Annotated in this window: 21 protein-coding genes and 2 pseudogenes; 10 read left to right on the forward strand and 13 right to left on the reverse strand. The window is 71.8% G+C overall.

Annotated features, from left to right (window positions below; genetic code table 11):
- Positions 1-147 precede the first annotated feature (147 nt).
- Entirely contained in the window at positions 148-1,341 is a 1,194-nt protein-coding gene (locus ACN265_RS25740) for an endonuclease (RefSeq protein ID WP_420116947.1), read from the forward strand.
- A 69-nt stretch (positions 1,342-1,410) separates the two neighbouring features.
- Positions 1,411-2,262, forward strand: coding sequence for an aldo/keto reductase (locus ACN265_RS25745; protein ID WP_421410105.1), 852 nt, complete (start codon positions 1,411-1,413; stop codon positions 2,260-2,262).
- 11 nt (positions 2,263-2,273) lie between these two features.
- Here ACN265_RS25745 and ACN265_RS25750 read toward each other — a convergent pair whose 3' ends face one another.
- Positions 2,274-3,095 carry a helix-turn-helix domain-containing protein gene (locus ACN265_RS25750; RefSeq protein WP_421410107.1) on the reverse strand — a complete coding sequence of 274 codons (822 nt, stop codon included), beginning with the start codon at positions 3,093-3,095 and terminating at the stop codon, positions 2,274-2,276.
- Between the two features lie 102 nt (positions 3,096-3,197).
- On the opposite strand from ACN265_RS25750, the gene ACN265_RS25755 reads away from it, so the two are divergent.
- Positions 3,198-3,947, forward strand: coding sequence for an SDR family oxidoreductase (locus tag ACN265_RS25755; RefSeq protein ID WP_421410108.1), 750 nt, complete (start codon positions 3,198-3,200; stop codon positions 3,945-3,947).
- Between the two features lie 145 nt (positions 3,948-4,092).
- On the forward strand, positions 4,093-4,977 hold the full coding sequence (locus tag ACN265_RS25760; protein WP_421410110.1) for a cellulose binding domain-containing protein: 885 nt from the start codon (positions 4,093-4,095) through the stop codon (positions 4,975-4,977).
- A 6-nt stretch (positions 4,978-4,983) separates the two neighbouring features.
- Here the strand turns inward: ACN265_RS25760 and ACN265_RS25765 are convergent, their stop codons facing one another.
- Both ACN265_RS25765 and ACN265_RS25770 read right to left on the reverse strand, forming a co-directional pair.
- Complete coding sequence (locus tag ACN265_RS25765) at positions 4,984-5,346, reverse strand: globin (protein ID WP_204927255.1); 363 nt, start codon at positions 5,344-5,346, stop codon at positions 4,984-4,986.
- Between the two features lie 45 nt (positions 5,347-5,391).
- The gene (locus tag ACN265_RS25770; RefSeq protein ID WP_421410112.1) at positions 5,392-6,708 is read right to left on the reverse strand and encodes an AAA family ATPase; all 1,317 of its coding nucleotides are present in this window, start codon (positions 6,706-6,708) and stop codon (positions 5,392-5,394) included.
- A gap of 102 nt (positions 6,709-6,810) precedes the next feature.
- Here ACN265_RS25770 and ACN265_RS25775 point away from each other — a divergent pair.
- Both ACN265_RS25775 and ACN265_RS25780 read left to right on the forward strand, forming a co-directional pair.
- Positions 6,811-6,969, forward strand: a pseudogene (locus ACN265_RS25775) (macro domain-containing protein); the annotation flags it as partial.
- A 28-nt stretch (positions 6,970-6,997) separates the two neighbouring features.
- A pseudogene (locus ACN265_RS25780) lies at positions 6,998-7,282 on the forward strand (macro domain-containing protein); the annotation flags it as partial.
- 43 nt (positions 7,283-7,325) lie between these two features.
- Here the strand turns inward: ACN265_RS25780 and ACN265_RS25785 are convergent.
- Both ACN265_RS25785 and ACN265_RS25790 read right to left on the reverse strand, forming a co-directional pair.
- Positions 7,326-8,273 (reverse strand): FAD-binding oxidoreductase, encoded by a 948-nt coding sequence (locus ACN265_RS25785; protein WP_421410115.1) that lies wholly within the window; start codon positions 8,271-8,273, stop codon positions 7,326-7,328.
- Complete coding sequence (locus ACN265_RS25790; RefSeq protein WP_421410117.1) at positions 8,270-8,644, reverse strand: hypothetical protein; 375 nt, start codon at positions 8,642-8,644, stop codon at positions 8,270-8,272. Before ACN265_RS25790 ends, ACN265_RS25785 begins: the two co-directional genes overlap by 4 nt.
- Before the next feature lie 242 nt (positions 8,645-8,886).
- Between ACN265_RS25790 and ACN265_RS25795 the strand changes: the two genes are divergently transcribed.
- Entirely contained in the window at positions 8,887-9,708 is an 822-nt protein-coding gene (locus ACN265_RS25795; RefSeq protein WP_421410118.1) for a DUF5919 domain-containing protein, read from the forward strand.
- On the forward strand, positions 9,705-10,499 hold the full coding sequence (locus ACN265_RS25800; protein ID WP_421410120.1) for an inositol monophosphatase family protein: 795 nt from the start codon (positions 9,705-9,707) through the stop codon (positions 10,497-10,499). The genes ACN265_RS25795 and ACN265_RS25800 overlap by 4 nt, the downstream gene beginning before the upstream one ends.
- A gap of 129 nt (positions 10,500-10,628) precedes the next feature.
- On the opposite strand, the gene ACN265_RS25805 is transcribed toward ACN265_RS25800, so the two are convergent.
- Positions 10,629-11,162, reverse strand: coding sequence for a hypothetical protein (locus ACN265_RS25805; RefSeq protein WP_421410123.1), 534 nt, complete (start codon positions 11,160-11,162; stop codon positions 10,629-10,631).
- 246 nt (positions 11,163-11,408) lie between these two features.
- Here ACN265_RS25805 and ACN265_RS25810 point away from each other — a divergent pair, with 246 nt between their 5' ends.
- Positions 11,409-14,471: a DUF3427 domain-containing protein gene (locus ACN265_RS25810; protein ID WP_421410125.1), complete on the forward strand. Its 3,063-nt coding sequence runs from the start codon at positions 11,409-11,411 to the stop codon at positions 14,469-14,471.
- A gap of 128 nt (positions 14,472-14,599) precedes the next feature.
- Here ACN265_RS25810 and ACN265_RS25815 read toward each other — a convergent pair whose 3' ends face one another.
- The 6 genes from ACN265_RS25815 to ACN265_RS25840 form a co-directional block, all read right to left on the reverse strand.
- Positions 14,600-15,604 (reverse strand): trypsin-like serine peptidase, encoded by a 1,005-nt coding sequence (locus tag ACN265_RS25815; protein WP_421410126.1) that lies wholly within the window; start codon positions 15,602-15,604, stop codon positions 14,600-14,602.
- A 97-nt stretch (positions 15,605-15,701) separates the two neighbouring features.
- Positions 15,702-16,001 (reverse strand): helix-turn-helix domain-containing protein, encoded by a 300-nt coding sequence (locus ACN265_RS25820; RefSeq protein WP_091251473.1) that lies wholly within the window; start codon positions 15,999-16,001, stop codon positions 15,702-15,704.
- Positions 15,998-16,204 carry a hypothetical protein gene (locus tag ACN265_RS25825; protein WP_421410129.1) on the reverse strand — a complete coding sequence of 69 codons (207 nt, stop codon included), beginning with the start codon at positions 16,202-16,204 and terminating at the stop codon, positions 15,998-16,000. The genes ACN265_RS25820 and ACN265_RS25825 overlap by 4 nt, the downstream gene beginning before the upstream one ends.
- A 116-nt stretch (positions 16,205-16,320) precedes the next feature.
- Positions 16,321-20,622, reverse strand: coding sequence for an AAA domain-containing protein (locus tag ACN265_RS25830; protein ID WP_421410132.1), 4,302 nt, complete (start codon positions 20,620-20,622; stop codon positions 16,321-16,323).
- A gap of 96 nt (positions 20,623-20,718) precedes the next feature.
- Positions 20,719-21,882, reverse strand: a complete 1,164-nt coding sequence (locus tag ACN265_RS25835; protein WP_421410135.1) for a phosphotransferase family protein — start codon at positions 21,880-21,882, stop codon at positions 20,719-20,721.
- 54 nt (positions 21,883-21,936) lie between these two features.
- Entirely contained in the window at positions 21,937-22,638 is a 702-nt protein-coding gene (locus tag ACN265_RS25840) for a TetR/AcrR family transcriptional regulator C-terminal domain-containing protein (protein WP_307826337.1), read from the reverse strand.
- A gap of 116 nt (positions 22,639-22,754) precedes the next feature.
- Here ACN265_RS25840 and ACN265_RS25845 point away from each other — a divergent pair, with 116 nt between their 5' ends.
- Positions 22,755-22,973 carry a hypothetical protein gene (locus ACN265_RS25845; protein ID WP_232378507.1) on the forward strand — a complete coding sequence of 73 codons (219 nt, stop codon included), beginning with the start codon at positions 22,755-22,757 and terminating at the stop codon, positions 22,971-22,973.
- A 14-nt stretch (positions 22,974-22,987) separates the two neighbouring features.
- On the opposite strand, the gene yidD is transcribed toward ACN265_RS25845, so the two are convergent.
- The gene (yidD, locus tag ACN265_RS25850; RefSeq protein ID WP_357931494.1) at positions 22,988-23,371 is read right to left on the reverse strand and encodes a membrane protein insertion efficiency factor YidD; all 384 of its coding nucleotides are present in this window, start codon (positions 23,369-23,371) and stop codon (positions 22,988-22,990) included.
- Positions 23,372-23,972: the final 601 nt, after the last annotated feature.

Consider the following 23,972-nt stretch of genomic DNA (forward strand, 5'->3'; position numbering starts at 1 on the left):
GCACCGGGCCGGGGCCCGCGCGGCCCCGGCGTCGCCCGGCCCGCCGGGCACCGGCCGGTGTCCGGCGCAGCGTCGGCGAGACGGTCGACGGGAATTCACCCCGGCGACCTCCCGCCGGGCGGGTTCCGGCCGATAACATCGCCGGGCATGGATATGAAGAGCAGCATCCGCCCGCGAACCGGGCGGCTGGTCACCGTACTCACCGCCGCCGTCACCCTGGCGATCCCGGTGACGGTGGTCGCGACGTCGGCGTCCGCGGCGGCCACGTCGACCGTGGCGCAGGCCCTCGCCAGCCAGGACGGCCGGACCGCCACGGTCACCGGGTACGTCATCGGCCAGCCGACCGCCACCAGCACGGTGCTCACCTCCGGCTACACCGCCGACACCGCCATCGCCCTGGCCGACACGGCCACCGAGACCGGCACCAGCCGGATGCTCTACGTCCAGATCACCGCCGACTACCGCAGCACGTTCGGGCTGTTGACCAACCCGTCGCTGCGCGGCCGGCAGGTCACCGCGACCGGGACGCTGACCGCGTACTTCAGTCACGGCGGGTTGAAGAGCCCGACCGCGATGAGCCTCGGCGGCGGCACCCCGACGCCCACCGCCACCGCCTCCCCCACCCCCGGGCCGACCGGCTCCACCGGGCCGTACGACTCGACGTACTACGCGAACGCGATGGGCAAGACCGGCAGCGCGCTGCGCACGTCCCTGCACACCATCATCAAGACCCAGACGAAGCTCAACTACGACCAGGTGTGGGAGGCGTTGAAGGACACCGACCAGGACCCGGCGAACGCCAACAACGTGGTCCTGCTCTACAGCGGGCGGTCGCAGAGCAAGAGCAGCAACGGCGGTGGAGCCAACGACTGGAACCGGGAGCACGTCTGGGCCAAGTCGCACGGTGACTTCGGCACCGCCACCGGGCCGGGCACCGACGTGCACCACCTGCGCCCCGAGGACGTGACGGTCAACTCCACCCGCGGCAACAAGGACTTCGACACCGGCGGCAGCGCGGTAGCCGAGGCCCCGGGCAGCTACAGCGACGCCGACTCGTTCGAGCCCCGCAACGCCGTCAAGGGCGACGTCGCCCGCATGATCATGTATATGGCGATCCGGTACGAGGGCGACGACGGCTGGCCGAACCTGGAGATGAACAACTCGGTCACCAACGGCTCCGCGCCCTACCTGGGCCGGCTGCCGGTGCTGCTGCAGTGGCACCGGCAGGACCCGCCCGACGCCTTCGAGCAGCGCCGCAACCAGCGTATCTACGAGCGCTGGCAGGGCAACCGCAACCCGTTCGTCGACCACCCGGAGTGGGCCACCGCGATCTGGGGCTGAACGGGCCGGTTGTCTCAGATCACCCCGGTCGGGCGGTGAGGAAACCGCCCGACCGGGTAATCCACCGGCATGGCCAACACCGTTCCCGACATCAGCCTCAACGACGGCAACACCATCCCGCAGCTCGGCTTCGGGGTCTACCAGATCGAGCCGAAGGACACCGCCGAGGCCGTCGGCCGGGCGCTGGAGATCGGCTACCGGCACATCGACACCGCCGAGATGTACGGCAACGAGGCGGAGGTCGGCGAGGCGGTCCGCGCCTCCGGGCTGGACCGGGGCGAGGTCTTCGTGACCAGCAAGCTGAACAACGGCTTCCACCGCCCGCAGGACGCCCGCAGGGCGTTCGAGTCGACACTGTCCGCGCTGAAGATGGACTACGTCGACCTGTTCCTCATCCACTGGCCGCTGCCCACCCGCTACGACGGCGACTTCGTCTCCACCTGGAAGGCCCTGGAGGAGTTCCAGCGCGACGGCCGGGCCCGCTCGATCGGGGTGTCGAACTTCCAGGTGCCGCACCTGGAGCGACTGGCCGCCGAGGCCGACGTGGTGCCGGCGGTCAACCAGATCGAGGTGCACCCGTACCTCACCAACGAGCAGGTGCGCGCGTACGGCGGCGAGCACAACATCCTCACCGAGGCGTGGTCCCCGATCGCCCAGGGCCGGGTGCTCGACGACCCGACGATCGTCGACGTCGCCGAGCAGCTGGGCCGCACCCCCGCCCAGGTGGTGCTGCGCTGGCACGTGCAGCGCGGCGACATCGTCTTCCCGAAGTCGACCACCCCGAAGCGGATCGAGGAGAACTTCCGGATCTTCGACTTCACCCTCGACGACACGGCGATGGAGCGAATCAGCGGGCTGGACAGGGGGGAGGCCGGCCGGACCGGCCCGAACCCGGACGAGTTCGACTACATCCCCGCCTGAGCGGGCGCGGTTCAGCCGGCGATCCGCTCGCCGAGACGGCGGAAGACCTCGCGGGTCGGTGAGCCGGGCGCGGCGGTATAGACGATCAACCGCTGGTCGCTCTCCGGCACCAGCAGCACCCGGCACTCGAACTCCAGGGGTCCAAGCTCGGGGTGGGCCACCCGTTTGACCACCGGCCGGCGGGTGGCCACGTCGTGTTCGGCCCACAGGGCGGCGAATCTCGGCGAGACGCCGAGCAGCTCGGTGACCAGCTCGGCCAGCTCCCGGTCGCCGGGGTAACGCCCGTAGGCGGCGCGCAGGTCGGCCACCGAGTCGCGGGCGAAGCGCAGCGTCTCCGCGTCGGTCCAGGGCACGGACGCCTCCTGCCGGAACCACCACCGGATCATGTTGCGGTCGTCGGTCGGCAGGTCCCCCACGAAGTGCCCGGCCAGCCGGTTCCAGGCCAGTACGTCGTACCTGGCGTCCGCCAGGTAGGCCGGGGTCTCCGTCATCGCGTCGATCAGGTGCCGCATTCCCCGCGCCACCACCGCGCTGGGGCCGGCCACCGGCGGCGGCCCCTGACCGGCCAGCCGGAACAGGTACTCCCGTTCGTCCCGGCCGAGCAGCAGCGCGCGGGCCAACGCACCCAGCACCTGCCCCGACGGGTGCGCTCCCCGGCCCTGCTCCAACCGGACGTAGTAGTCGACGGAGATGCCGGCGAGCTGGGCGACCTCCTGCCGGCGCAGGCCGGGCGTGCGGCGGCGTACCCCCTCGGGGAGGCCGACCTCGACGGGACGTAACCGCACGCGGCGGCTGCGCAGGAAGGTGGCCAGTTCGGCGCGGCGCAACGTCATGCGTACAGCCTGCCGCAGCGTGCGGCGCGCAGGGTGGTACCGCCGGTACCAGGCTGCGCCGACCTCTCCCGCGCCCGCCGTGGAGCCGGCACGCTCGACACCATGACGACGACGCCACTCGCCCTGGTCACCGGGGGCAACCGGGGAATCGGGTACGCCACCGCGCGGCAACTCGCCGCGCGGGGGATGACGGTGCTGGTCGGGGCACGGGACGCCGACCGGGGCGCGGCGGCGGTGGCCGCGCTGCGCGACGGCGGGGCGGACGCCCATCCGCTGCCGCTGGAGGTGACCGACCCGGTGTCGGTGGCCGCCGCGGCGGAGCAGGTGGAGCGGGAGTACGGCCGGCTCGACGTGCTCGTCAACAACGCCGGCATCGTCCGGGCCGACGGGATGGCGCGGCCCAGCGAGACCACCCTGGCCACCCTGCGCGAGGTGTTCGAGACGAACGTCTTCGCGGTGGTCACGGTGACCAACGCGTTCCTGCCGCTGCTGCTGCGCGCCCCGGCCGGACGGATCGTCAACGTCTCCAGCGAGGTCGGCTCGATCACCGCGATGACCGACCCGGAGAGTTTCCTGTGGCCGTTGACCTCGGTGCCGTACCCGTCGTCGAAGGCCGCGCTGAACATGCTCACCGCGATGTACGCCAAGGAGCTGCGGGACACCCCGGTCAGGGTGAACGCGGCGAACCCGGGCTACTGCGCGACCGACTTCAACGGCCACTCCGGGTACCGCACCGCCGAGCAGGGTGCCGAGGTGAGCGTGCGGCTGGCGACGCTTGCGGCGGGCGGGCCGACCGGGCAGCTCTGGGGGCACCGCGCCGCCGACGACTCGTACGGGGTGCTGCCCTGGTGACGGGCGTCCGCCCTGCGGGGCCGTTCCGGGTCCTCGGTGGTCGGCGGTGCCGTGAGGTGATGCGGATGCTGTCGAGCTGATGACGCAAACGAATCACCAGTCCTGTCATTGATGAGTGTGCATGGAACTCCGTACCATCCGGGGTATGCGTGCCCGTCGTGTCACCGCCACCGCCGCTGCCGCCGTGCTCGTCAGCCTGGTCGCGGTCAGCGCCGCCCGTGCCGACGACACCCCGGCGCTGACCACCCCCGGCGCACCCGTGGTGGTCGCCAACGACCCGCACCGGCTGAGTCTGACCTGGACCCCGTCGACGTGGAAGGGCGAGCCGGGCGGCCCGATCACCTACGACGTGCGCTCGCCGATCGGGCCGAACGCCTACCGGGGCCTGGGCAGCACGCAGACCAACGCCGTCACCCTGACCGACCTGGCCCCGGGCACCGACTACCGGATCGCGTTGCAGGCGTACGCCATCGGCGGCTACTCCGACACCTCGGCGGTCACCACCGTGCGCACCGCGTACGGGCGGGCGAAGGTCGACTACCTCAACCTCGACTGGGCACCCACCGACAACCAGGCCCAGTTCCGCCTCAACATCACCAACACGGGCGGCCGGCCGCTGGACCTGACCACCGTGCGGGTCCGCTACCACCTGCGCTTCGAGAACGGCAACGCCGCCCTGACCACCGAGTGCGACTGGGCGACGCTCGGCTGCGACCACATCCGGCGTACCCTCCAGTATTTTCCGCCGCCCGCGCCGCCGCCCGGCCCCGGCCCCACGCAGACCCCGACCGTCTACCCGGTGCCCGGGACGCCCTTCCCCGGCTGGGTGGAGCTGACCTTCGACACCGGCGTGCTGGCCCCCGGCGCCTCCTCCGGGCCCATCCAGCTGCGGCTGCACCGGCCCAACTGGACCACGATCGACGAACGCGACGACCCGAGCTGGCAGGCGGCCACCGGCGCGTGGACCCCCAACAGTCGGATCACCCTCGACGTCGACGGGGTCCGCGAGTACGGCGACAACTGGGGCTGACCGCCGTCAGGCGCGGGCTTCCCCGGCGACGGCGCGCTGGGCCGCGACGATCGTGTCGACCGGCAGGCCCAGGCCGCAGAGCACGGCGGCCAGGTAGTCCAGCACCCGCCAGTGCTGCTCGTCGGTCAGCCCGAGCCGCCGCCACGCCCCACCCACGGCCCGCCCGCCACCCGGGCCGCCCAGGGCCGAGGCCAGCTGGGCGGTCAGGCGACCGGCCAACCGGGGCCGGTCCAACCCGATCAGGTACGGGGCCAACTCGGCGTCCGCCGCGACCAGGCGCAGCCAGCGGATCACCACCGCGCGCACGCCGGCCGGGCCGAGCCAGTCGAACACGCTCCGGGGGCAGGTGACCAGTTCCGTCGTCCGCACACCACTCAGTACGGATCGTCGCGTACCCACAGTTCACCGTCCCGGCTACGGCCGGTGCCCCGCCAGGAACGTCATGGTGGTCTGGTTGGCGGCCCAGCCGTCGGGGAACTTCACCGGCACGTCCAGGTGCACCGACTCCGTCGACGGGTGGGCGTCCAGCAGCTCACCGATGCCGGCGCGGGCCACCACGATGCAGGAGTGCCGGTGCCGGGAGGTCAGCACGCACAGCCGCCCCGACTCCAGGTGGAAGTTCGTCGCGTCCCGCCGGCCGGACAGCGGGTGCAGCACGATCGTCACGTCGTACTCGCGGCCCTGGAGCCGGTTGGCGGTGTCCACCGTGACGTCCGCCCCGGCCGGGCCGAGGTGGGCGCGGATCGCGGCGACCTGGTCGCGGTGCGCCGCGCCGACGGCGATCCGGTCGGCGGTCACCGGCGCGCCGGCCGGCGCGTGCTCGGAGACCGCGACCGCGCCCCGGTGCAGCACCCGCAGGGCGAGCGCGGCGCACGCCGCGGCGGCCTCCGCATCGGTACGCAGGGTGTGCCGGGCCGGCAGCTCGTGCAACGCCCAGCCGGTGCCGGCGGCCAGCTCCACCGCCGCGTCGAGCACGTCGCCCGGCCCCGGCCGGGTCAGCGTCAACGCCCGGTCGGCCGGGCCGGTGCCGGCGCGGAAGCCGGTGAACGGGTAGAACGCCGCCGCGACCACCGGGGCCGCCGACGCGGGCAGCCGCCAGGACACCGGCAACCGGTGCACCGGCAGCTCCGGGTTGTGCCGCAGCAGCACCGCCACCGCCGCCTGCATCGGGTCCCAGCTCAGGCCCGTCCAACGCAGCGTCTCGACGGTGGAGAACGGGTCGAGCTGCCCGGGATCGCCCACGAACAGCGCCCGCTCGAACCGCCCGGCCACCCGCAGCAGGGCATCCGAGCGCATCTGGTACGCCTCGTCGACGATCGCCCACGGCCACCGCCCCGTGGTGACCGTGGCCCACTTCGCCGCCGTACCGATGGTGACGGCCGGGTCGCCCAGGTCGGCGACCTTCGACGCGACCCGGACCGTGTCGTGCCCCCGGACCCGCTCCGACGGCCGGTAGTCGGTCGCCGACAACCGGCCGATGCGCAGCTCGGGGGCCTTGGTAGCCAGCCGGTCGATGAGGTCGTCGACCTGCTCGTTGGTCTGCGCCACGATCGTCAGCGGCTCACCGGCGGCGGCCAGCTCGACGGCGGCCCGCACCACGAGGGTCGACTTGCCGGCCCCGGGCGGGGAGTCCACCACCACGCCCCGGTGGTCGCCTGCGCGCAGATCGGCCAGGACGGCCGCGACGACCCGTTCCGCCTCGACGGCGGGCGGCACCTCAAGCCCGATCATCGGCCTCTCCTCCCCAGCGTTCCCGCACCCTACCGGCCTGCGCCGACAGGGCGTCCACGTCACACCCGGCTGGTACGACAGCAGCATCAGGAAGGGGCACGAATGATCGTCTGGAGCGACGGTGACCTGCTCACCGCCGACGCCGAAGCGCTCGTCAACGCCGTCAACACCGTGGGGGTGATGGGCAAGGGGATCGCCCGCCAGTTCAAGCACGCCCACCCCGCCAACTACGCCGCCTACCGGGCCGCCTGCGCGGCGGGCGACGTGCGGCTGGGCCGGATGTTCGTGGTCGACTCCGGCCGGGCCGGTCGCCACCCGCTATGTCATCAACTTCCCGACCAAGGGACACTGGCGGGCCAGCGCGAAGCTGCCCGACATCGAGTCGGGCCTGTCCGATCTCGCCCGGGTCGTCCGGGAGCGAGAGATCCGCTCGCTGGCGGTGCCCGCCCTCGGCTGCGGCGCGGGCGGGCTCGACTGGGATGTGGTCCAGCCGATGATCACGCGGGCGTTCGTCGACCTGCCCTACGTGCGGGTGCTGCTGTTCCCCCCGGCCGGCGCTGTTGTCCGGTCCTGAGCCCTGCGACCGGCAGACCTGCTCTCCTGCTTCACCACGGGGCCTACGGGGCTGCCGGATCGGGCAGGTGGAGGTGGTCGACGGGCACCCCGGCCAGGGGCAGCCAACGGCGGGCGTCGTCGAGCATCGCGGGCGGGCCGCAGACGTACACCTGCTGGTGGGGTCGGTGGTGGCGCAGCGCGGTGGTGAGCGCGTCGCCCTGCTCGGCCGGGTGTGCCTCGGGGTCGTCGGAGAAGACGGGCACGATGGTCAGCCAGTCGTGGGCACACTGGAGCTTGTCGAGGGCGACCGGGTCGTAGAGGTCGACGAAGGTGCGGGCACCGACGACCAGGGTGACCCGGCGGCCGTCGGGGGCGGCGGCGACCTGTTCGATCAGGGCGCGCAACGGCGCCAGACCGGTGCCGCCGGCCACCAGCAGCAGGTCACCGCCGCGCAGGTGCTGGCCGGTGTCGCGGGGCGGCCCGAGCCAGACCACGTCGCCGGGGTTCATCTCGTGGGCGAGGCTGACCGAGACGCTGCCGGCGGGGATGGCACGAACGTGCAGTTCGACGGTGCCCTCGGGGCGGGGCGCGTTGGCGGGGGAATACCAGCGCCACCGACCGGGACTGCGCGTCGTGCTGACGGCGACGGCCTGGCCCGGCCGGTAGCGCAGCCGCCGCCACGGCCGTACCGTCAGGACTGCGATGTGGTCGCCGGGGTTGTCGCGGGCGAGCACCTGGGCGGGCCGCCACGGCGGATCGTCGTCGGCCCGCGCCGCCGCCTGCCGCAGCAACTCCACCGGCACGTCGGCACCGGCCAGCGCACTGATCAGCTCCGCGTGCGGCAGCAACGCAAACCGGCGGAAGGCATGGCCCAGCACGGCCAGCGTCACCGCCTGCGCCGCCGGCTCCGGGTCGGTGGCGAGCCGGCGGAGCGTGGCGATCAGCAGCTCGGCATCGTGGGCGGCGAGCCGATCCGGCAGCGCCGACCGCAACTCGTCGGCCTCCCTCACCGGGCCACCGCCCGCCGCACCCGGGCGATCCGTTCGTCGGGCAGGTCGGCCGCCCAGCACACCCCGACCAGGTAGTCACCGATGCGCCGGTGCTGCTCCTCGGACAGGCCGAGCCCACCCCAGGCGTCCGCCGGCTCCCCGGCGAGCGCGGCGGCCACGCTCGCCGTCAGGTGCGCGGCCAGCCGAACCCGATCCACCCCGATGAGGTACGGGGACAACTCCGCGTCCGCCGTCACCAACCGCAACCAGCGGTGGACGATCTCCTCCGGCGTGACCTGCACACGATCGGACAGCCGACCCGGGGCCGGGATGTGCGCTCCTTCCTCCTGGTTGGTGGCCGGGACGGGGAGGTCTGCTGCGGCGGTGTTCATGGTGTCTGCGGCCCCTGTACGTCGGCGGGAGGGTGACGGGCACCGGGGCGGGCGGGGGCGAGGTCGCGTCGTTCGGGTCGACACGCCCCGGAGCCCAGCACCCGCCCCGGGCCATGCATCAACCCTGTTCAGACGGCCCCGCTGACGACATGACCACGGACTGCACCTACGCGGTCACCGTGCTGCACCAACTGTCGATACAGTGCACGTTGACCTAACTCGACATGAGCTGAGGCGGCACCATGACGACCGTGCAGCGATGGAGCGGTCAGGAGAGCAGGACCCTCCGCCATGCCCTCCGCATGAGCATCCGCGACTTCGCGGCACATCTCGGTGTGGCCGAGCGGACGGTGTCCAAGTGGGAAGCCGGTGGCGCTGGCGTCACTCCGCGCCCTGAGATGCAATCGGCCCTCGACACCACGTTCGGCAAGGCTCCGGTGGAGGCACGGGACCGCTTCACGGCCGCGCTGCGAGCCGCAGCGCCATGCCCCACCGCTACGCCTGATGCGCCGGTCAGCGACGCGACGCAACTCGGTGACCTCGTCGCCGTCTTTTCGAGCCGATCAGAGTTCTCCACCCAGATCTCGCCCGACCATCTTCTGGGCGGCGCGAAGACGGTTCGTGCTGTCGGGCTCTCGCTCAACCTGCTTGCTCAGGGCTTCGCGGACAGCCAGTGGCGTGACCTCCTCGACGCAGGTGGCCGGGCCCGCTGCCTGTTCCTTGATCCCGCAGGCTCGGCCGTACAGGCACGCGAGGCGGAGGAAGGGTTCTCTTCAGGTCAGCTCTCCGGCCTGACCAAGCTGAACATCGAGACGTTGATGCGGGTCCGGGAGCGGCTGCCGGAAGAGCTGCGTGATCGCCTGGAACTGGCCGTCTACGACGACACGCTACGTTTCAACGTGGTCTTGGTGGATGACCTCTGTGTCGCGCAGCCGTACCTGCCGGTGAGCCGAGGTGTCGATTCCCCGACGTTCGTGGTCAGACGGCAGGAAGACCGGTCCTGCCTGTATCCGGTCTTCGAGCAGTTCTTCGAGGCACAGTGGCAGCGAGGGCGGCAGTTGTGAGCGACTACCGACACCTGCTTCCGGTGGCCGAGGAGGCAGTGGCACGGGCAGCCGAGATGATGCGGCGCCGCTCCCCCGGCCCGCTCACCGCCAAGGGTGAGCGGGACTTCGCGTCGCAACTCGACTACGAGATCGAGCGGGAGGTTCGCGCCTTCCTCCGGGCCGCCACTCCCGAGATCGGCTTTCTTGGCGAGGAAGACGGCGTCCAGGGCACCGGCGAGATGCAGTGGGTGCTCGACCCGATCGACGGGACTGCCAACTTCGTACGCGGCATTCCGCTGTGTGCGGTGTCGCTGGGGCTACTGCACGGGGATGACGCAGTCGTCGGCGTCATCGAGGCACCCTTTCTGAGCAACCGGTACGCCGCTGCCCGTGGCAACGGTGCGACGGTCGACGGCAAGCCCATCCGGGTGAGCCATACCAGCAGGCTGAGCGACGCTGTGGTGGCGATCGGTGACTATGCCGTCGGCTCGGACGCCGCCTCCAAGAACCGGTCCAGACTCTCCTTGACGGCACGGCTGGCCGAGACGGTGCAGCGAGTGCGCATGACTGGGACCGCCGCACTGGACCTGGCCTGGCTGGCTGAAGGCCGGATCGACGCGGCACTTACCCTGTCCAACCACCCGTGGGACATGACGGGAGGAACGGCGATCGCTCGGGAGGCGGGTGCCGTCGTCGTCGACCGCGACGGAAGCAACCACCGCCCCCGCTCGTCCATGACCCTCGGCGCAACTCCCCGCCTGGTTGAAGAGGTGCTGACGCTGGTCGGCGCAGCCTCGCCGAACGATTAATCGGCAGCGGGGATCTGCGCACGGAATCCACACAACACGGCGGCGCTCGGTCGACGATAGATCCATTCATCCAGAGCACTGCTGGCGATGGTCAGCGTCCATTATTCGGTAACTTTCTGCCGGATCAGCTCACTCAAGGCGCATTCTTCCGGAACGCATATGAATCGTAACGTCACGGTTCATCTCGTCGGCACCGCTCTTTTCGGAGAGCACCGCAAATCCTTCGAAGTACCCCAGATAGTAGCCAACTTCTCGCAATTCGCGTTCAGCAATGATGCAGGGCTCTAGCTTTCTCCACAATGCTGCGCAGCCGAATCCAAAGAAGGAGATCATTGGCCTGGCGGGTACCAGCCGATGCCCCACAAGGAGGCCGACATGATCGAAATAATGGGCGACTCGTTCGCAAGGAACCCTAAGGTCGTCAGGTAGATTGCTCAGTGCAGGTGCAGTGCCAGCCGGAAATTGCCCCATCCGAAAAACCGCTCGCCGCGCCAACCTCAGCTCGTCGGCCCGATATTCTTCAAAGAGCTTCAAAACTGCCGCTACAGCGTTCGCATTCCTCGCGGACCGCCATTGTCTCTGCCCGGAGACTACAGCCACTATCAAGGCAGCGGACGAAATTATCACGGGAAGTACGCTTAAAGCAACATCGACCACGGCCACGAAGTGTGCCTTACGACAAGGACGAAAATGCGAGCCTGTCGGATTCCTGACAGCGGCCTACGCCAGCGCTATCGCATGACGGGTGCGGCGTGGACTGCAGAGAGCTTCCCAGCACTCCCAGGATTCGCCTCGAACGCCATCGGATAAGAACAAATCAGTTGCACTTCCGAAAAGTCTCTCAACAACGCACTCAACCTGGCATGACCGCGCATTGAGTATGGGCGCGCTACTGTAACCTCCACCATCATGGATGGGCTTGAGATGGGCAGCTACGAGCATCTGATCACCCATCAACTCGCCGCTCAACTCCGCCACCTCGACCCGGCTCACGTCCAGCACCACCCCCTGGACCCCGCCGACTCCCACCAGCCCCTCACCCGTCACCTCGCCGCCCTGATCGGCCGTGCCCTGCAAGCTGTCCCCAACGGCGAGGACAAGCTCCGCCACCAGGTCGAGTTGACCAACCGGATCGCCGAGGCCATCGCCACCCTCAGCCCCGCCGCGACCGACCAGCACGACCAGATCGCCGACGCCAGAAACCTCCTGCACGCCATCGCCGCCCCACCCACGCCCCCGGCGCAGCCGACCTTCCCGCAGCGCCCCACCACCCCGCTCTCCACCGGTGCGCTGCTGGTCAACGGCAAGCACCAGCCCCGCATCGGCCACGAGGTCAGCCACGAGATGGCTTCGGCGCAGCGCGTCGACCTGCTCTGCGCGTTCATCAAGTGGCACGGCCTGCGCATCGTCGAACCCGCCCTCCGTGAGCTGATCGGGCGCGGCGGCAAGCTACGCGTCATCACCACCACCTACCTGGGCGCGACCGACCAACGCGCCCTCGACCGGCTCGCCGAACTCGGGGCCGACATCAAGGTCTCCTACGAGACCAGGACCACCCGACTGCACGCCAAGGCGTGGCTGTTCCGCCGCCACCACGGGCTGACCACCGCGTACGTCGGGTCGAGCAACCTGTCGAAGGCCGCGTTGGTCGACGGGGTGGAGTGGAACGTCCGGATCTCGAACGTCGAGCAGCCGCACGTCATCGACACGTTCACCGCCACCTTCGAGGACTACTGGAACGACCCGGCGTTCGAAAGCTACGACGCTGCGCGGGACGCCGAGCGACTGCGCAGCGCGCTGCGCGGGGAACGGCGCGAGGACTCGCCGACGCAGATCGCCAACCTGGACGTGCGGCCGTACCCGTACCAGGCGGAGATCCTGGCGGACCTGGACGCCGAGCGGCAGGTGCACGGCCGGCACCGCAACCTGGTGGTGATGGCGACCGGCACCGGCAAGACGGTCGTCGCCGCGCTGGACTACCGGCGGCTACACAGAAACAAGACCGTCGACTCGCTGCTCTTCGTCGCCCACCAGGAGCAGATCCTGCGGCAGAGCCTGTCGACGTTCCGGCAGGTCATGGGGGACGGCAGCTTCGGCGAAACGCTGGTGGGCGGCCAGGTGCCAACGCACTGGACGCATGTCTTCGCCTCCATCCAGTCGCTGCACCGGCGGGAGATCGACCCGCAGGCGTACGACATGGTGATCGTCGACGAGTTCCATCACGCGGAAGCACCGACGTACGCCCGGTTGTTGGAGCGGCTGGCACCGCGCGTACTGCTGGGGCTCACCGCGACGCCCGACCGGGCCGACGGCGGCGACGTGCGGCGGTGGTTCGACGGCCGCGCCGCCGTCGAGCTGCACCTGTGGGAGGCGCTGGAGCGGCAACTGCTCGCGCCATTCCAGTATTTCGGGGTACACGACGACACGGATCTGTCGCACCTGCGCTGGCGGCGCGGCCAGGGGTACGACCTGGCGGATCTCGACGGCGTCTACACCGGTGACGACGCGCGGGCGCGGATCATCCTCCGGGCCGTGCGGGACACCGTGGACACCGGCCGGATGCGGGCGCTCGGGTTCTGCGTGGGTATCGGGCACGCCGAGTTCATGGCCGACTGGTTCACCCGGCACGGCGTACCGTCGGCGGCGGTCACGTCGCGGGCGGACCGGGCGGAGCGCGACCGGCTGCTGCGGGAGTTCAAGGCCGGGAAGCTGCGGGTGCTGTTCACGGTCGACCTGTTCAACGAGGGTGTCGACCTGCCGATGGTCGACACGATCCTGATGCTGCGGCCCACCGAGAGCGCCACCATCTTCCTCCAGCAGTTGGGCCGTGGGCTGCGCCTCGACGACGACAAGCCGTGCCTGACCGTGCTCGACTTCATCGGTGGGCAGCACGCCAACTTCCGTTTCGACCTGCGGTGGCGGGCGCTGACCGGGGTCAGCCGCCGGGCCATCAGCGCCGCCGTCGAGCAGGACTTTCCGTCGCTACCCAGCGGCTGCCACGTGCAGCTCGACCGGGTCGCCAAGGAGATCGTGCTCGCCAATCTGCGCACCGCGCTGCCCACGTCCAAGAAGGGTCTGGTTGCCGAGCTGCGGCAGCTCGGTGACGTCAGCCTCGCCGAATTCCTGCGGGAGACGGGCCTGGAGGTGGAGGACGTCTACCGGTCGGCCTCTGTGGGCGGGTGGACCGGGCTGCGGCGGCTCGCCGGCCTGGACACCTCGGCCCCCGGCCCGGCAGACCGGGAGTTGGGCCGGGCGATCGGGCGGATGCTGCATCTCGACGACGTCGACCGGCTCGACCTGCTGGCCCGGGTCGCCGCCGGTGACCCGCCGCCGGTCGGGCGGCTGTGGGACATGCTGCACTTCGACCTGTGGGGACCCAACGTGCCGCTGACCTCCCGGGACGAGCGGCTGAACCGGCTCTGGGCAACGCCGGCCCGCTGCACGGAGTTGCGCCAGGTCGCCGAGGTGCTGCGGGACCGCATCCACCGGGTCACCGCCCCGGTCGGCACGCTGCGGGTGCACGCCCGCTACAGCCGCAACGAGGCGTGCGCGGCGTTCGGGATGCCGAATCCCGGGTCGCTGCGGGAAGGCGTGAAGTGGCTGGAAGCCGAGCAGGCCGACCTGTTCTTCGTCACCCTGGTCAAGTCGGAGCAGCACTACTCGCCCACCACCATGTACGCCGACCGGGCGATCACCGAGCGGCTGTTCCAGTGGGAGTCGCAGAGCACCACCTCGGAGTCGTCCCCTACCGGGCAGCGGTACATCCACCACGCGGCGCTGGGCTCGACGGTGCACCTGTTCGTGCGGGAGACCCGGGTACCGGACCGGGACCTCGGCGCACCGGCCTACCTGTACGCCGGCCCGATGACCTACCGGCAGCACAGCGGGGAACGGCCGATGCGGATCGTCTGGGAGCTGGCGACCCCGCTGCCTGGTGACCTGTACGCGGCGGCCCGCACCATCGCCGCCTGAGGGGCGATGACAGATTGTCCGCTTGTGTCGAGGAACCATGGATCGTCTGCCTCGCGGCGGAGGGGACCCGCCGGCGGCACCGGACGCCCACGCCCGTGACGAGGTGGGCTGCCCGGTGCCAGCCCGGATCAGCTGTGTTTTGCCCGCTCGAAGAGTGGGCGGGTGATCGCCGTGCTGAACTGCGGCCCCACCAGGTAACGCTTCCCCGGGATGTAGCCGTGGGAGTTGTCGCCGACGACGGTGCCGAGCCCCGTGTACCGGTCGAAGTGCGCGAAGCGTGGGCCGCCGCTGGAGCCGCCGCCCATCACGCACTCGGTTCCCCACTGGCCGGGCGGCTCCGGCCAGTCCTCGGTGGACTGTTGCTCGACCGCCCGGCCGGCGCAGTAGGCGAGGCGTTCACCGGTGTACTCGGGCAGCCCTTCGCGGGCCTCGTCGGAGCTGGCCCGGGGGTAGCCGAACTGGTGCACCACCCGCGCGCCCGGCACGTCGTAGCCGATCCGCTGGGCAGCGCCGACGGCGTCCTGCACCCGGCGGCCGTCGCTGTTCGGGTGGAGCACCACGAACGCCTGGTCGTACGAGTCGTAGAGGCTCTCGATCTGGTCGTTGAGCAGCCACGTCGGGGAGACCACCGACAGCCGGGCGACGAACCTGCCGTACGGTGCCCGGCCATCCCGGTAGCCGGGGATGAACAGCACGTTGGCCGACCACTGGTTGTCCTCACCGATGAGATCGGTGTTGTTCACGCAGTGCGCGGCGGTCACCACGGTGCTGCGGTTGGCGCTGTCCAGCACGGTCGCCGTGCAACTGCTGTCCTCCCCGTGGTCGGTGAAGAAGAGCCGGCCGACGGTACGCGACACGGCGTCCGTCCGGGTCCAGGGTGCGCCGTCGGGCTTCGCCACGGGCGGCACCTGCGCCGACGGGGTCTTCAGAGCCGCGATCCGCTGCGGCGTCCAGTACGCCAGCACCGCCTGCCGCTCGGCGTCGGTGACGGCCACGGCGTGGGTGGCGACCGTTCCGGGCGTGGCGGTGGCGGGCTGCTGAGCGAGCCCGGTCAGAGTCGTCGTCACGAGCGCGGTGACCGCTCCCGCGACACCGACGCGACGACGCAGACCGGGGGTTGGCTTCGATGTCATGACGGGAAACGTACGGCCGGATTGTCAGGAAATCGTTGGCGCGCCTTCCCCGGATCGGTCGCGACTCAACGTGCTCCGATGCGAGGAGGGTCGGCTCTCAGGCCGCGTCGGCGTTCGGCGTGAACCTGACATCGAGCCGCATGTCGAGGGCGCCGGCCAGCCGCTCCAGGACGGGCAGAGTGGGTATCGTCCCGCCAGCCTCGAACCGCGCTACGGCGGACTGCGTCATCCCGGCAGCTCGCGCCAACTGACTCTGGCTCCAGCCACTTCGCTCACGCAGATGCCGAACCTCCTGGCCCAGCTCGTAGGCGATTCGGGTCGCCTCGTACGCCTCGGCTGCTCCGGGTTCGGCCAGCCGGCGGTCACGCAGGTCGTTCCAGTCGACGCGATCACTCATCGTTCTGCCCCCTCGTTCACGGTGTGCCGCTCCGCCATGCACCGCTCAAGCGCCCGGCGAGCCCGCTGGATCTCCCGGTCCTCCCGCATCCGCGTCTTGCGGAACACCGTCAACAGGATGGTCCTCCGCTCGGAAGCTATCCAGTACGTCACGCGTACCGCGCGGTGCTCCAGGTAGAAGCGCAGTTCTCTACCCCAGGCCATAGCGTCGATGCTATAACTTGAGGCAGTCACTCACCGTTAGCGCAACTCGCGTGTCGGGTTACCCATCAAGCTCAGGGCACGGGCTGAGAGCGGTATCAGCAGCCAGCAGCGACCGTTCAGGACGGGTGCTCCTCGACCTTCCGATGGCCCTCGATGCCCAACTCCTCGACGCGCTGCCACAGCGGTGCCAGCGCCGCCTCCGGGTCCCGGCTGAACACGCTGCCCCGGATCCGCACGAACACGCAGTTGCCGACCCGTTCCAGCACCGCCTGCCGGCGCATGTCGCTCTCCCACTGCTCCGGCCCGTGGTAGGCGTCCCCGTCGCACTCGATGGCGAGCCGCCGCCCGTCCGGCGCGGGCAGCACGAAGTCGATCCGGTACGAGCCGACCCGGAACTGCGGCAGTGGCCGCAGCCCCCGGCGCAGCATGCGTCGCAGCACCTCGCGTTCGAAGTCGCTGTCGCAGCGCCGCTCCAGGTCGTCGTACGCCTCCTCGGCGGTGGTGACGTTCTGGCAGTAACGCAGCAGCAGGCCCCGGGCGTCGTCGGGGCGCAGGTCGTCGGGTTGCACGGAGTGGAACACCCAGAGCTGGTCGCGGGCCCGGGAGGCGGCGACGTTGACCCGACGGTGGTGGTCGCGTTTGGTGAACGGGGCGACCGGTCCGTGGTGCGGGGAGACCACCGTCGACACCAGCACCACGTCGCGCTCGTCGCCCTGGAAGGTGTAGGAGTCGCCGACGCGCAGCCGGCGGCGTTCCATCTCCTCCTCGCCGATCTCCTCGCGCAGCCGGGCCAGCAGGTAGAGGGCCTGCCCGCTGGTGCTGAGCAGGCTGACCACGCCGACGCTGCGGCCCGCGTACGCCGGGTCGGCGACGATCGCGGCGACCCGGGCGACGAGCGCTTCGGCCTCGGCGACGTTGACGTTGCCGTAGCCGGACAGGTCCTGGCGGACGCCTTCGGGCACGTGCACGGTGACGACCGGGTCGCCGATGCCGGCGGGCCGGTCGGTGCGCAGCGGTTCGATCTCGCCGCCGTAGTAGGTGTCGCTGGAGAACCCGATGATCGCCGGTACGGACCGGAAGTGCTCGGTGAGCAGGATGCGCTCGGGCGAGCGGCGGACGGCGTGGTCGTAGAGGCTGCTCTCCGGGTCGAAGTGCTCGGCCGACGGCACGTCGACCAGGTGTGAGTTGATCAGGCCGGTGACGCTGCCGACGAAGGAGAGCTGCGGGCCGATCTGCTGGTCGTCGCCGACCACGACGGCCCGTTCGGCGAGGGTGAGGACGGGCAGGGCGAACAGGTCGGCCTGCGACGCCTCGTCGACGATGACCACGTCGAAGCGCGCCCCGCCGGCGAACTGTTCGATGGCCCGGTCGACGGACATCACCCACACGGGCACGGCGTCCACGGCGGCGGTCATCGCCTTCTGGGCGTGGCCCTGCCACTGGGCGGCGTTCTTCCCCGTCCCCTTGCCGATCTTGCGCAGGGCGGTGGTCCAGTCGGCGAGGGCGGCCCGCCGCCGGTCGTCCAGCGCCAGCGACACCTCCAACCAGGCGGACGCGACCACGAGTTCCCGGGTGAGCTGGCGGATGCGTTCCCGGGTGCGGTCGACGCGCCGGCCCAGGGCGACCGGGTCGACGCTGCCGACGACCTGGTCGAACCAGGTCTGCGCGCGCCGCCACCGCCACCGGTCGAGGCAGTCCGCGCCGGTGCCGTGCAGGGCGGCGGCGGTGCCGTCCTCGAACTGGGCGGTCCAGTCCGGGGCGACGGGCCGCAGCCGCGCGGTGAGCTGGGCGAAACGTTGCGCCTCGGGGCGCAGGGCGGCGAGCCGGCGCACCTCGTCGAGCAGGGCGTCCCAGCCGTCGAGGTCGCCCTGGTAGGCGTGGTCGAGCAGCCGCCACAGGTCGCTGGCCTCCACCCCGGACATGCCGCGTTGGAGCAGCGCGTCGAGCCGGTGCTCCTCGGCCACCAGCTCGTCGTGGACGAACACCGCCGTGGCCCGGCCGAGCAACGCGATCAGCGCGGTCAGCCGGCGTACGTCGACGGTGTGTTCGGCGCGCGGCAGCACCCGGCGGACGGTGCGCAGCAGCGTCGGCCAGCGCCGCCGGTCCCAGTCCAGCGCGGTGGCGGCGGCGGTGAGCAGCTGCCCCGTCCAGTATTCCGGATCGTCGCCGACCTCGGCGGGCAGGCCGAGCGGCGCGCGCCACTCCGCCCACCGGGTGGCCAGCGCCTGCCGCAGCCGACGCCGGGTGACGTACGCGACGACGATGTCGACGTCGTCGGCGCTGCGCAGCACCTCGCCGTCGATCCGGCAGTCGGTGGCGATCCGGGCCAGGGTGCCCTGGAAGAGCTTGTTGACGCCCTTGCCGGCGGCGAAGCGTTGCCGCAGCTCGTCGAGCAGCGCCAGCAGCCGGCGCGGTTCGGTCAGGTGGATCTCGGCGACGGCGACCTCGTGCCCGGCGATGACCCGGGCGGCGGCGGCCAGGTCGGCGAGCGCCTGCTGGCTGGCGGCGACGTGGTCCTCCCACCGGATCCGCCAGTTCGCGTCGGCCTGCAACAGCGCGCCGAGCCGGTCGGTCCACGCGCCCTCCCGCTCGGTGAGCAGGGTCAGCGCCTCGCGGAGCTGCCCGCCGAGCTCCTCCAGGGCGGGCTGCCCGACGGCGCGTACCTCGGCGATCAGCACCCCGGCGTCGGCGAGCCGGTCCAGTTCGTGCCGGGTCGCGGCCAGCTCCCGGCGGTCGTCCCGGATCGCCTCGGCGGTCGGCAGGTCGGCCGCCGTCGGCAGCTCCCGCAACGCCTGCGCCCGGTCGGCCCGCCGGGTACGCCTGGCGATGTCGAGCAGGTCGCTGAACTCCTCCCCGGTCAGCGGGGCGTCCAGGTCGGCCGCGAGCGGGTCGGGGATGTCGCCGTAGCGGTCGGCCCGTTCGCGCAGCCACACGCCGACGTCGCCGGGGGACAGCCGGATGCCGTCGATCTCGTACCGGGCGGACTCGTGTTCGGCGAGCGCCCGCAGGCCGGCCAGGGCGAGCCCGAGGTCCCGCTCGGCCTCCTCCAGTTGCCGGCGCAGCCGGTCGACCCGCTGCTGTTCGGCGCGACGGTCCAGGGTGGCGCCCCGGTCGGAGAGTTCCCGGGCGGCGAGCTGGAGCTGCACGAGCTGGTCGGCGGAACGACCGAGCACGGCCAGGCAGAGCGGCTGGATCTCCGGCGGCAGGCCGTCGCGCAGCACCCGCAGCGGGTCCTCCTTCTGCGCGACGACCAGCACCCGCTTGCCGTGCGCCATCAGGTGGCAGATGAGGTTGCGGATGGTGTGCGTCTTGCCGGTGCCGGGTGGCCCCTGCACGGCGACGTTGCGGTGCTGGGCGAGCCGGCGGGCGATGGACTCCTGCGCCTCGTTGGTGGGCAGCGGCATGAGCAGCCGCTCCCCCAGCGGCTGCCACCGCTGCGGCTGGTCCTGCGGCATCTCCAGCCGGCTCGGCTCGTGGGCGAGGACGGCGGCGAGCGCGCCGATGCCGGTGGTGTCGCCGGCCAGCAGCCGGGCCCGCAGCTCCTCCAGGAAGCGGCGCAGCATCCGCTGCCGGGGCCGGACGAACAGCACCCCGGTGTCGTGCACGTACGGGCCGGTGGGGGCGGGGGCGTCGGCGTCGCGCAGCACCGGGTCGTGGCCGAGGCGGCGCAGCGCGCGTTCGAAGAACTCCCGCCTGTCGAACTCCGCCCAGACGTCGAGGTCGAGCTGCCCGCCGGATCCGGCCAGGGCCAGCAGTTGCCGCAGGTACCGTTCGTCGAGGCCGGTCAGCGGATCGGTCTGCAACCGGGCCGGCCCCTGCGGCACCACCCGTACGACCGACCGGTCCGGGTCGTACTCGACGGCGACCGGGGTCACCACCAGCGGGTACCGCACCTGGTGGCCGGCGACCTCGACGCGGATGACGCCGTGGCCCCAGACGAGTTCGTGGCTGGCGGCGGTCATGTCGACCCGGTGCATCAGGTCGAACAGGGCGCGGTGCAGCTGGCGTACCCGGTCGGTGCGGGCGGCCTGCTCGGCCCAGGGCCGCCAGTCCTGCTCCCGCCACTGCTCGAAGCGGGGTCGCAGCCGCGCGATGGTCTCCTCGTCGCCGGTCAGCCTCGGCTCGGCCGGGTAGGGCGGGGTGTCGGCGAGGTGCGCGACGAACTCGACGGGGGTCTTCAGTCGCCGGGGTGCCGCCGGCAGGCCGACCTGGAGCCAGCTCACCCCGTCGGCCGAGACGCCCACCTGGCAGTCGGGGTGCTCGGGCAGGTCGTGCTGCCAGAACACGTCCGCTGTGGGCACCGTCCGGGCCGGCTTCTCCAGCTGGGCGCGGACGGCCATCAGGTAGTCGACCAGCGCGGTGGTGCGCTCCAGGATCAGCGCGGGCGATTCGATGTCGGACGTGGCGCGGGAGAGCATGCGGCACCTTTGCTGGCTGTGGCGGTCCCCGGCACCCTACCGGCGAATTCCTCCCGGACGGGACCTCCGGTCGGCATTCTTCACCTCCGGCGGCGGTCAGCCGGTTTCGGCGCTCGCCCGCGCCAGGTTCTCCGGCACGTCCCGGTCGTGATAGACCCGCTCGCTGGGCTCGATGCCGGCGAGGAACATCGCGTACACCGCCGCCATGCGCAGCCACGCCACCGGCCGCAGCAGCGCCACCGCCCGTTCCGGCCGGCAGCCCGGCACGTCGGCCCGCCAGCGTGCGCACCAGTCGGCGACGAGGGCGGCGGCCGACCCGGCGGGTAGCTGCTCGGTCAGCCGGAGGATGTCGAAGGCCGGGTGGCCGACGAACGCGTCACCCCAGTCGATGATGGTGTGTCGCCGCCCGTCGGCGCGGACGTTGCCGGGGTGCAGGTCGCCGTGCACGAGGGTGTCGGGCAGCCCGCACCGGGTCACCTCGTCGAGCCGCGCCTCCAGCCCGGCGATGAGCGGGTCGGCGGCGGGATGTGGGGCGAGCGTCGCGCGCAGCCACCGGGTCAGGGCGGGGCCGCGCAGGTCCGGCACTCCGGCGGCGACGAGCCGGTCGGCGGCGGGCAGCGTGCGGATCTGGAGGGCGTGGTGCCGGGCGGCGATGGTGGCGCGTTCGGCGGGGTCGGCCCCGTAGCGGTCCTCCCCCGGCACGTGGTCGAGCAGCATCCGCCCCTCGTCGTCGGCGGCGAGCAGCCTCGGGGTGGCCGGGTCGTCGGCGAGCAGCCGCAGCACCGCCGCCTCGTGCCGGAAGAACACCGGCACCTGTTTGAGCCAGGCGGTGCCGTGCGGCCCGTCGAGCCGCCAGACCGCCGACAGGTTCCAGGTGCGCTCCTGGGCCGACACGTTCGCCGGCCGACCCAGCCGGTCGAGCTGCGCGGCGGCCCAGGCCAGGCTCGCCGCCGGTCCGCCCGGCTGCGCGTAGGGCGCGCGCAGCGGATGCGCCGCCGGCTGCACCGCCTCCGCCGGCAGCAGCGGTACGCGCACCGGGCCGGCCGCCTCGGCCAGGTAGCTGACGTGGCCCCCGGGTGGCCGGCCGCGCCGCCCGGTCAGCAGCCGCAGCACGGTCACCTCGACGTCGTACGCGGCGCGGGCGCCCGCGACGACCGCCGCCGCGTCCTGCCACCAGGGCACCGGCACGTCGAAGTCGGGTAGCGCGCCGAGCATCCGGCCGGTGGCGTCGACCAGGACGAGGCGGACGGTGCGGACCATGGCCGGACGGTAGCGAGCCGCCCGGTCGGCGCGCGAGCCGAATACCGGCGGCGGTCAGCTCCCCGGGGCGGTGGCGAGGATCGCGTCGAGGCCCCGGACGAAGAGGTCGTCGTCGCTCCACCGGCCGTCGTCGAGGTGGCCGGAGGCGGTGAGGGTGGGGTAGGCGGCGGCGTTGGCCACGAGGTGCCGGCGGGCTTCGGCGCGGGCCCCGGGGTCGTCGGTCTGCCGCCAGGTGGCCTCGGTGAGCGCCGCGCCGATCACGTAGTTGGCCACCAGTCGGGTGACCACGGCGAGGTGCCGGCCGGTGAGCCCGGCGCGGACCAGCGCCGCCTGCAGGAACTCCGTCCGGGCGAGGACGTGCGGGCCGAGCATGGGCCGGCCGATCAGGCCGGGTGCCCAGGGATGGCGGAGCATGGCCGCCCGCCAGCCGCAGGTCAGCGTGCGCACGTCGGCACGCCAGTCGGGGCCGGCGGCCGGCAGCGGCACCTCGCCGAAGATGTGGTCGACGGCCAGGTCGAGGACGTCGTCCCTGGTCGTGACGTGCCAGTACAGGGCGGTGGGGGTGACCGCGAGGCGTTCGGCCAGCCGGCGCATGGTCAGCCCGTCGACGCCGGTGCGGTCGAGCAGGTCGACGGCCGCCGTCACGATCCGTTCCCGGGTCAGCGGGGTGGTCCGGCGGTTGCGGGCCGGCTCGGTCCGCAGCCAGATGGGGGCGGGTCGGCCGTCCGGTCGGCCACTGAACTCGGTCGCGTCCACCCGCAGCAGCCTAGTACCGTGCACAGTTAATTTAACGATGTTAGATTAAGGTCCGCCGACCGCGTCCCCGGTGGACGGTGGGTACCCGCGGAAGGGCGGTGGCGACCGTGCCGCTGATGCGCATACAACTGGACAGCGACCGGTACACCGCGCGCCGGGTGGTGGAACTGCACCGGGCCGGGAAGGTCCACCGCGAATCCCGGGACGCCGCCCGCGCCGAGGTGTGGCGGCGGGGGCGCACCCCCGCCGCGGAACCCGTCTTCGTCGGCACCACCAACGGCGAGCCCGTCCGGCTCATCTACGACGTCGAGGTCTACCGGGACGTCGTCGCCTAGACCCCGCCTGACGGTCAGCGGACCGGGTCGTGGGTGCCCCGGGGAACGCCCGGCCGGCACCGGCGCAGCCGGTCCGCCGCCATCCGGCCGCCGACGGCCAGGCCGTGCCGTTCGACGGCGGCCAGCCCGTACGCGCTGCACGTCGGGGTGTAGCGGCACTGCCCCGGCCAGCGGTGCGACAACCACCGTCGGTAACCGAGGATCGCCGCCCGGCCCGCCCGGTCCACCACCGGCGCGCGGCTGACCCGGGCGGTGGTCGCACCGAGGGTCAGCAGGAACGAGAACAGGCCGAAGTCACAGCAGGGCAGGCCGTCACAGTCGCAGACGTCGCAGTCGGCGTCGCACCAGTCACGCTTCTTCTTGCGCTGCTTACGCTTGAAATGGATCACGCCGTACATGATGCGACGGCCCCGCCACCACCCGGACGGCCAGCGGCACACCCGTCCACTCCTGCACGACGCACCCGGGGCCGCCCACGGCTGGATACCCTGGGCGGCCCGGATGCGGAGCAGATCAGCGGTCAGCCGCTGCGACGACGTACAGCGACTCGGATCAGCAGAAGGACCGCCACCAGCAACGCGAACACGGCACCCGGCCACCATCGACCGGACAACCCGATTCCGCTGGTTACCAGCAACAGCACGATGAGTACGGTCTCGGGCCGACCGCCCGCTTTCCTGACGCCCTCTGCCATGCTGCTCTCTCGTCTCTCTCGTCAGCCCAAGCCCCGGGTGGTCATCTCCGCCGCGTGACAAGCAGCGCGAGCGCCACCGGGACGGCAGGAGCGGCCACGATGGCGAGCACGACCGCAACCTGTGACCTTCTCACCCGCACCGGTCTTCCACCGGCCTGCTGACGGCCGTTCCAGCCCTCGAACATGGAGACGGCAGGCCACGCCGATGGGGCACTCCCCCGTGGCAGGAGTGCCCCATCGCGCTGGGAAGCGACCGATTGGACCTGAAGGCTAACGCCGTCGCTTGACGATCATCAACAACCCGA

Origin of the sequence: Micromonospora sp. WMMD730 (assembly GCF_049178955.1) — a bacterium.
Classification (GTDB): Bacteria; Actinomycetota; Actinomycetes; order Mycobacteriales; family Micromonosporaceae; genus Micromonospora; species Micromonospora wenchangensis.

Excerpts from the sequence above, each read along its gene's own strand:
- ACN265_RS25755 (WP_421410108.1), top strand. The coding sequence starts at position 3,198 with ATGACGACGACGCCACTCGCCCTGGTCACCGGGGGCAACCGGGGAATC.
- ACN265_RS25820 (WP_091251473.1), bottom strand. The coding sequence starts at position 16,001 with ATGAGTGATCGCGTCGACTGGAACGACCTGCGTGACCGCCGGCTGGCC.
- yidD (WP_357931494.1), bottom strand. The coding sequence starts at position 23,371 with ATGTACGGCGTGATCCATTTCAAGCGTAAGCAGCGCAAGAAGAAGCGT.
- ACN265_RS25830 (WP_421410132.1), bottom strand. The coding sequence starts at position 20,622 with ATGCTCTCCCGCGCCACGTCCGACATCGAATCGCCCGCGCTGATCCTG.
- ACN265_RS25790 (WP_421410117.1), bottom strand. The coding sequence starts at position 8,644 with ATGAACACCGCCGCAGCAGACCTCCCCGTCCCGGCCACCAACCAGGAG.
- ACN265_RS25810 (WP_421410125.1), top strand. The coding sequence starts at position 11,409 with ATGGATGGGCTTGAGATGGGCAGCTACGAGCATCTGATCACCCATCAA.
- ACN265_RS25835 (WP_421410135.1), bottom strand. The coding sequence starts at position 21,882 with ATGGTCCGCACCGTCCGCCTCGTCCTGGTCGACGCCACCGGCCGGATG.
- ACN265_RS25825 (WP_421410129.1), bottom strand. The coding sequence starts at position 16,204 with ATGGCCTGGGGTAGAGAACTGCGCTTCTACCTGGAGCACCGCGCGGTA.
- ACN265_RS25760 (WP_421410110.1), top strand. The coding sequence starts at position 4,093 with ATGCGTGCCCGTCGTGTCACCGCCACCGCCGCTGCCGCCGTGCTCGTC.
- ACN265_RS25745 (WP_421410105.1), top strand. The coding sequence starts at position 1,411 with ATGGCCAACACCGTTCCCGACATCAGCCTCAACGACGGCAACACCATC.
- ACN265_RS25750 (WP_421410107.1), bottom strand. The coding sequence starts at position 3,095 with ATGACGTTGCGCCGCGCCGAACTGGCCACCTTCCTGCGCAGCCGCCGC.
- ACN265_RS25795 (WP_421410118.1), top strand. The coding sequence starts at position 8,887 with ATGACGACCGTGCAGCGATGGAGCGGTCAGGAGAGCAGGACCCTCCGC.
- ACN265_RS25845 (WP_232378507.1), top strand. The coding sequence starts at position 22,755 with ATGCGCATACAACTGGACAGCGACCGGTACACCGCGCGCCGGGTGGTG.
- ACN265_RS25770 (WP_421410112.1), bottom strand. The coding sequence starts at position 6,708 with ATGATCGGGCTTGAGGTGCCGCCCGCCGTCGAGGCGGAACGGGTCGTC.
- ACN265_RS25815 (WP_421410126.1), bottom strand. The coding sequence starts at position 15,604 with ATGACATCGAAGCCAACCCCCGGTCTGCGTCGTCGCGTCGGTGTCGCG.
- ACN265_RS25740 (WP_420116947.1), top strand. The coding sequence starts at position 148 with ATGGATATGAAGAGCAGCATCCGCCCGCGAACCGGGCGGCTGGTCACC.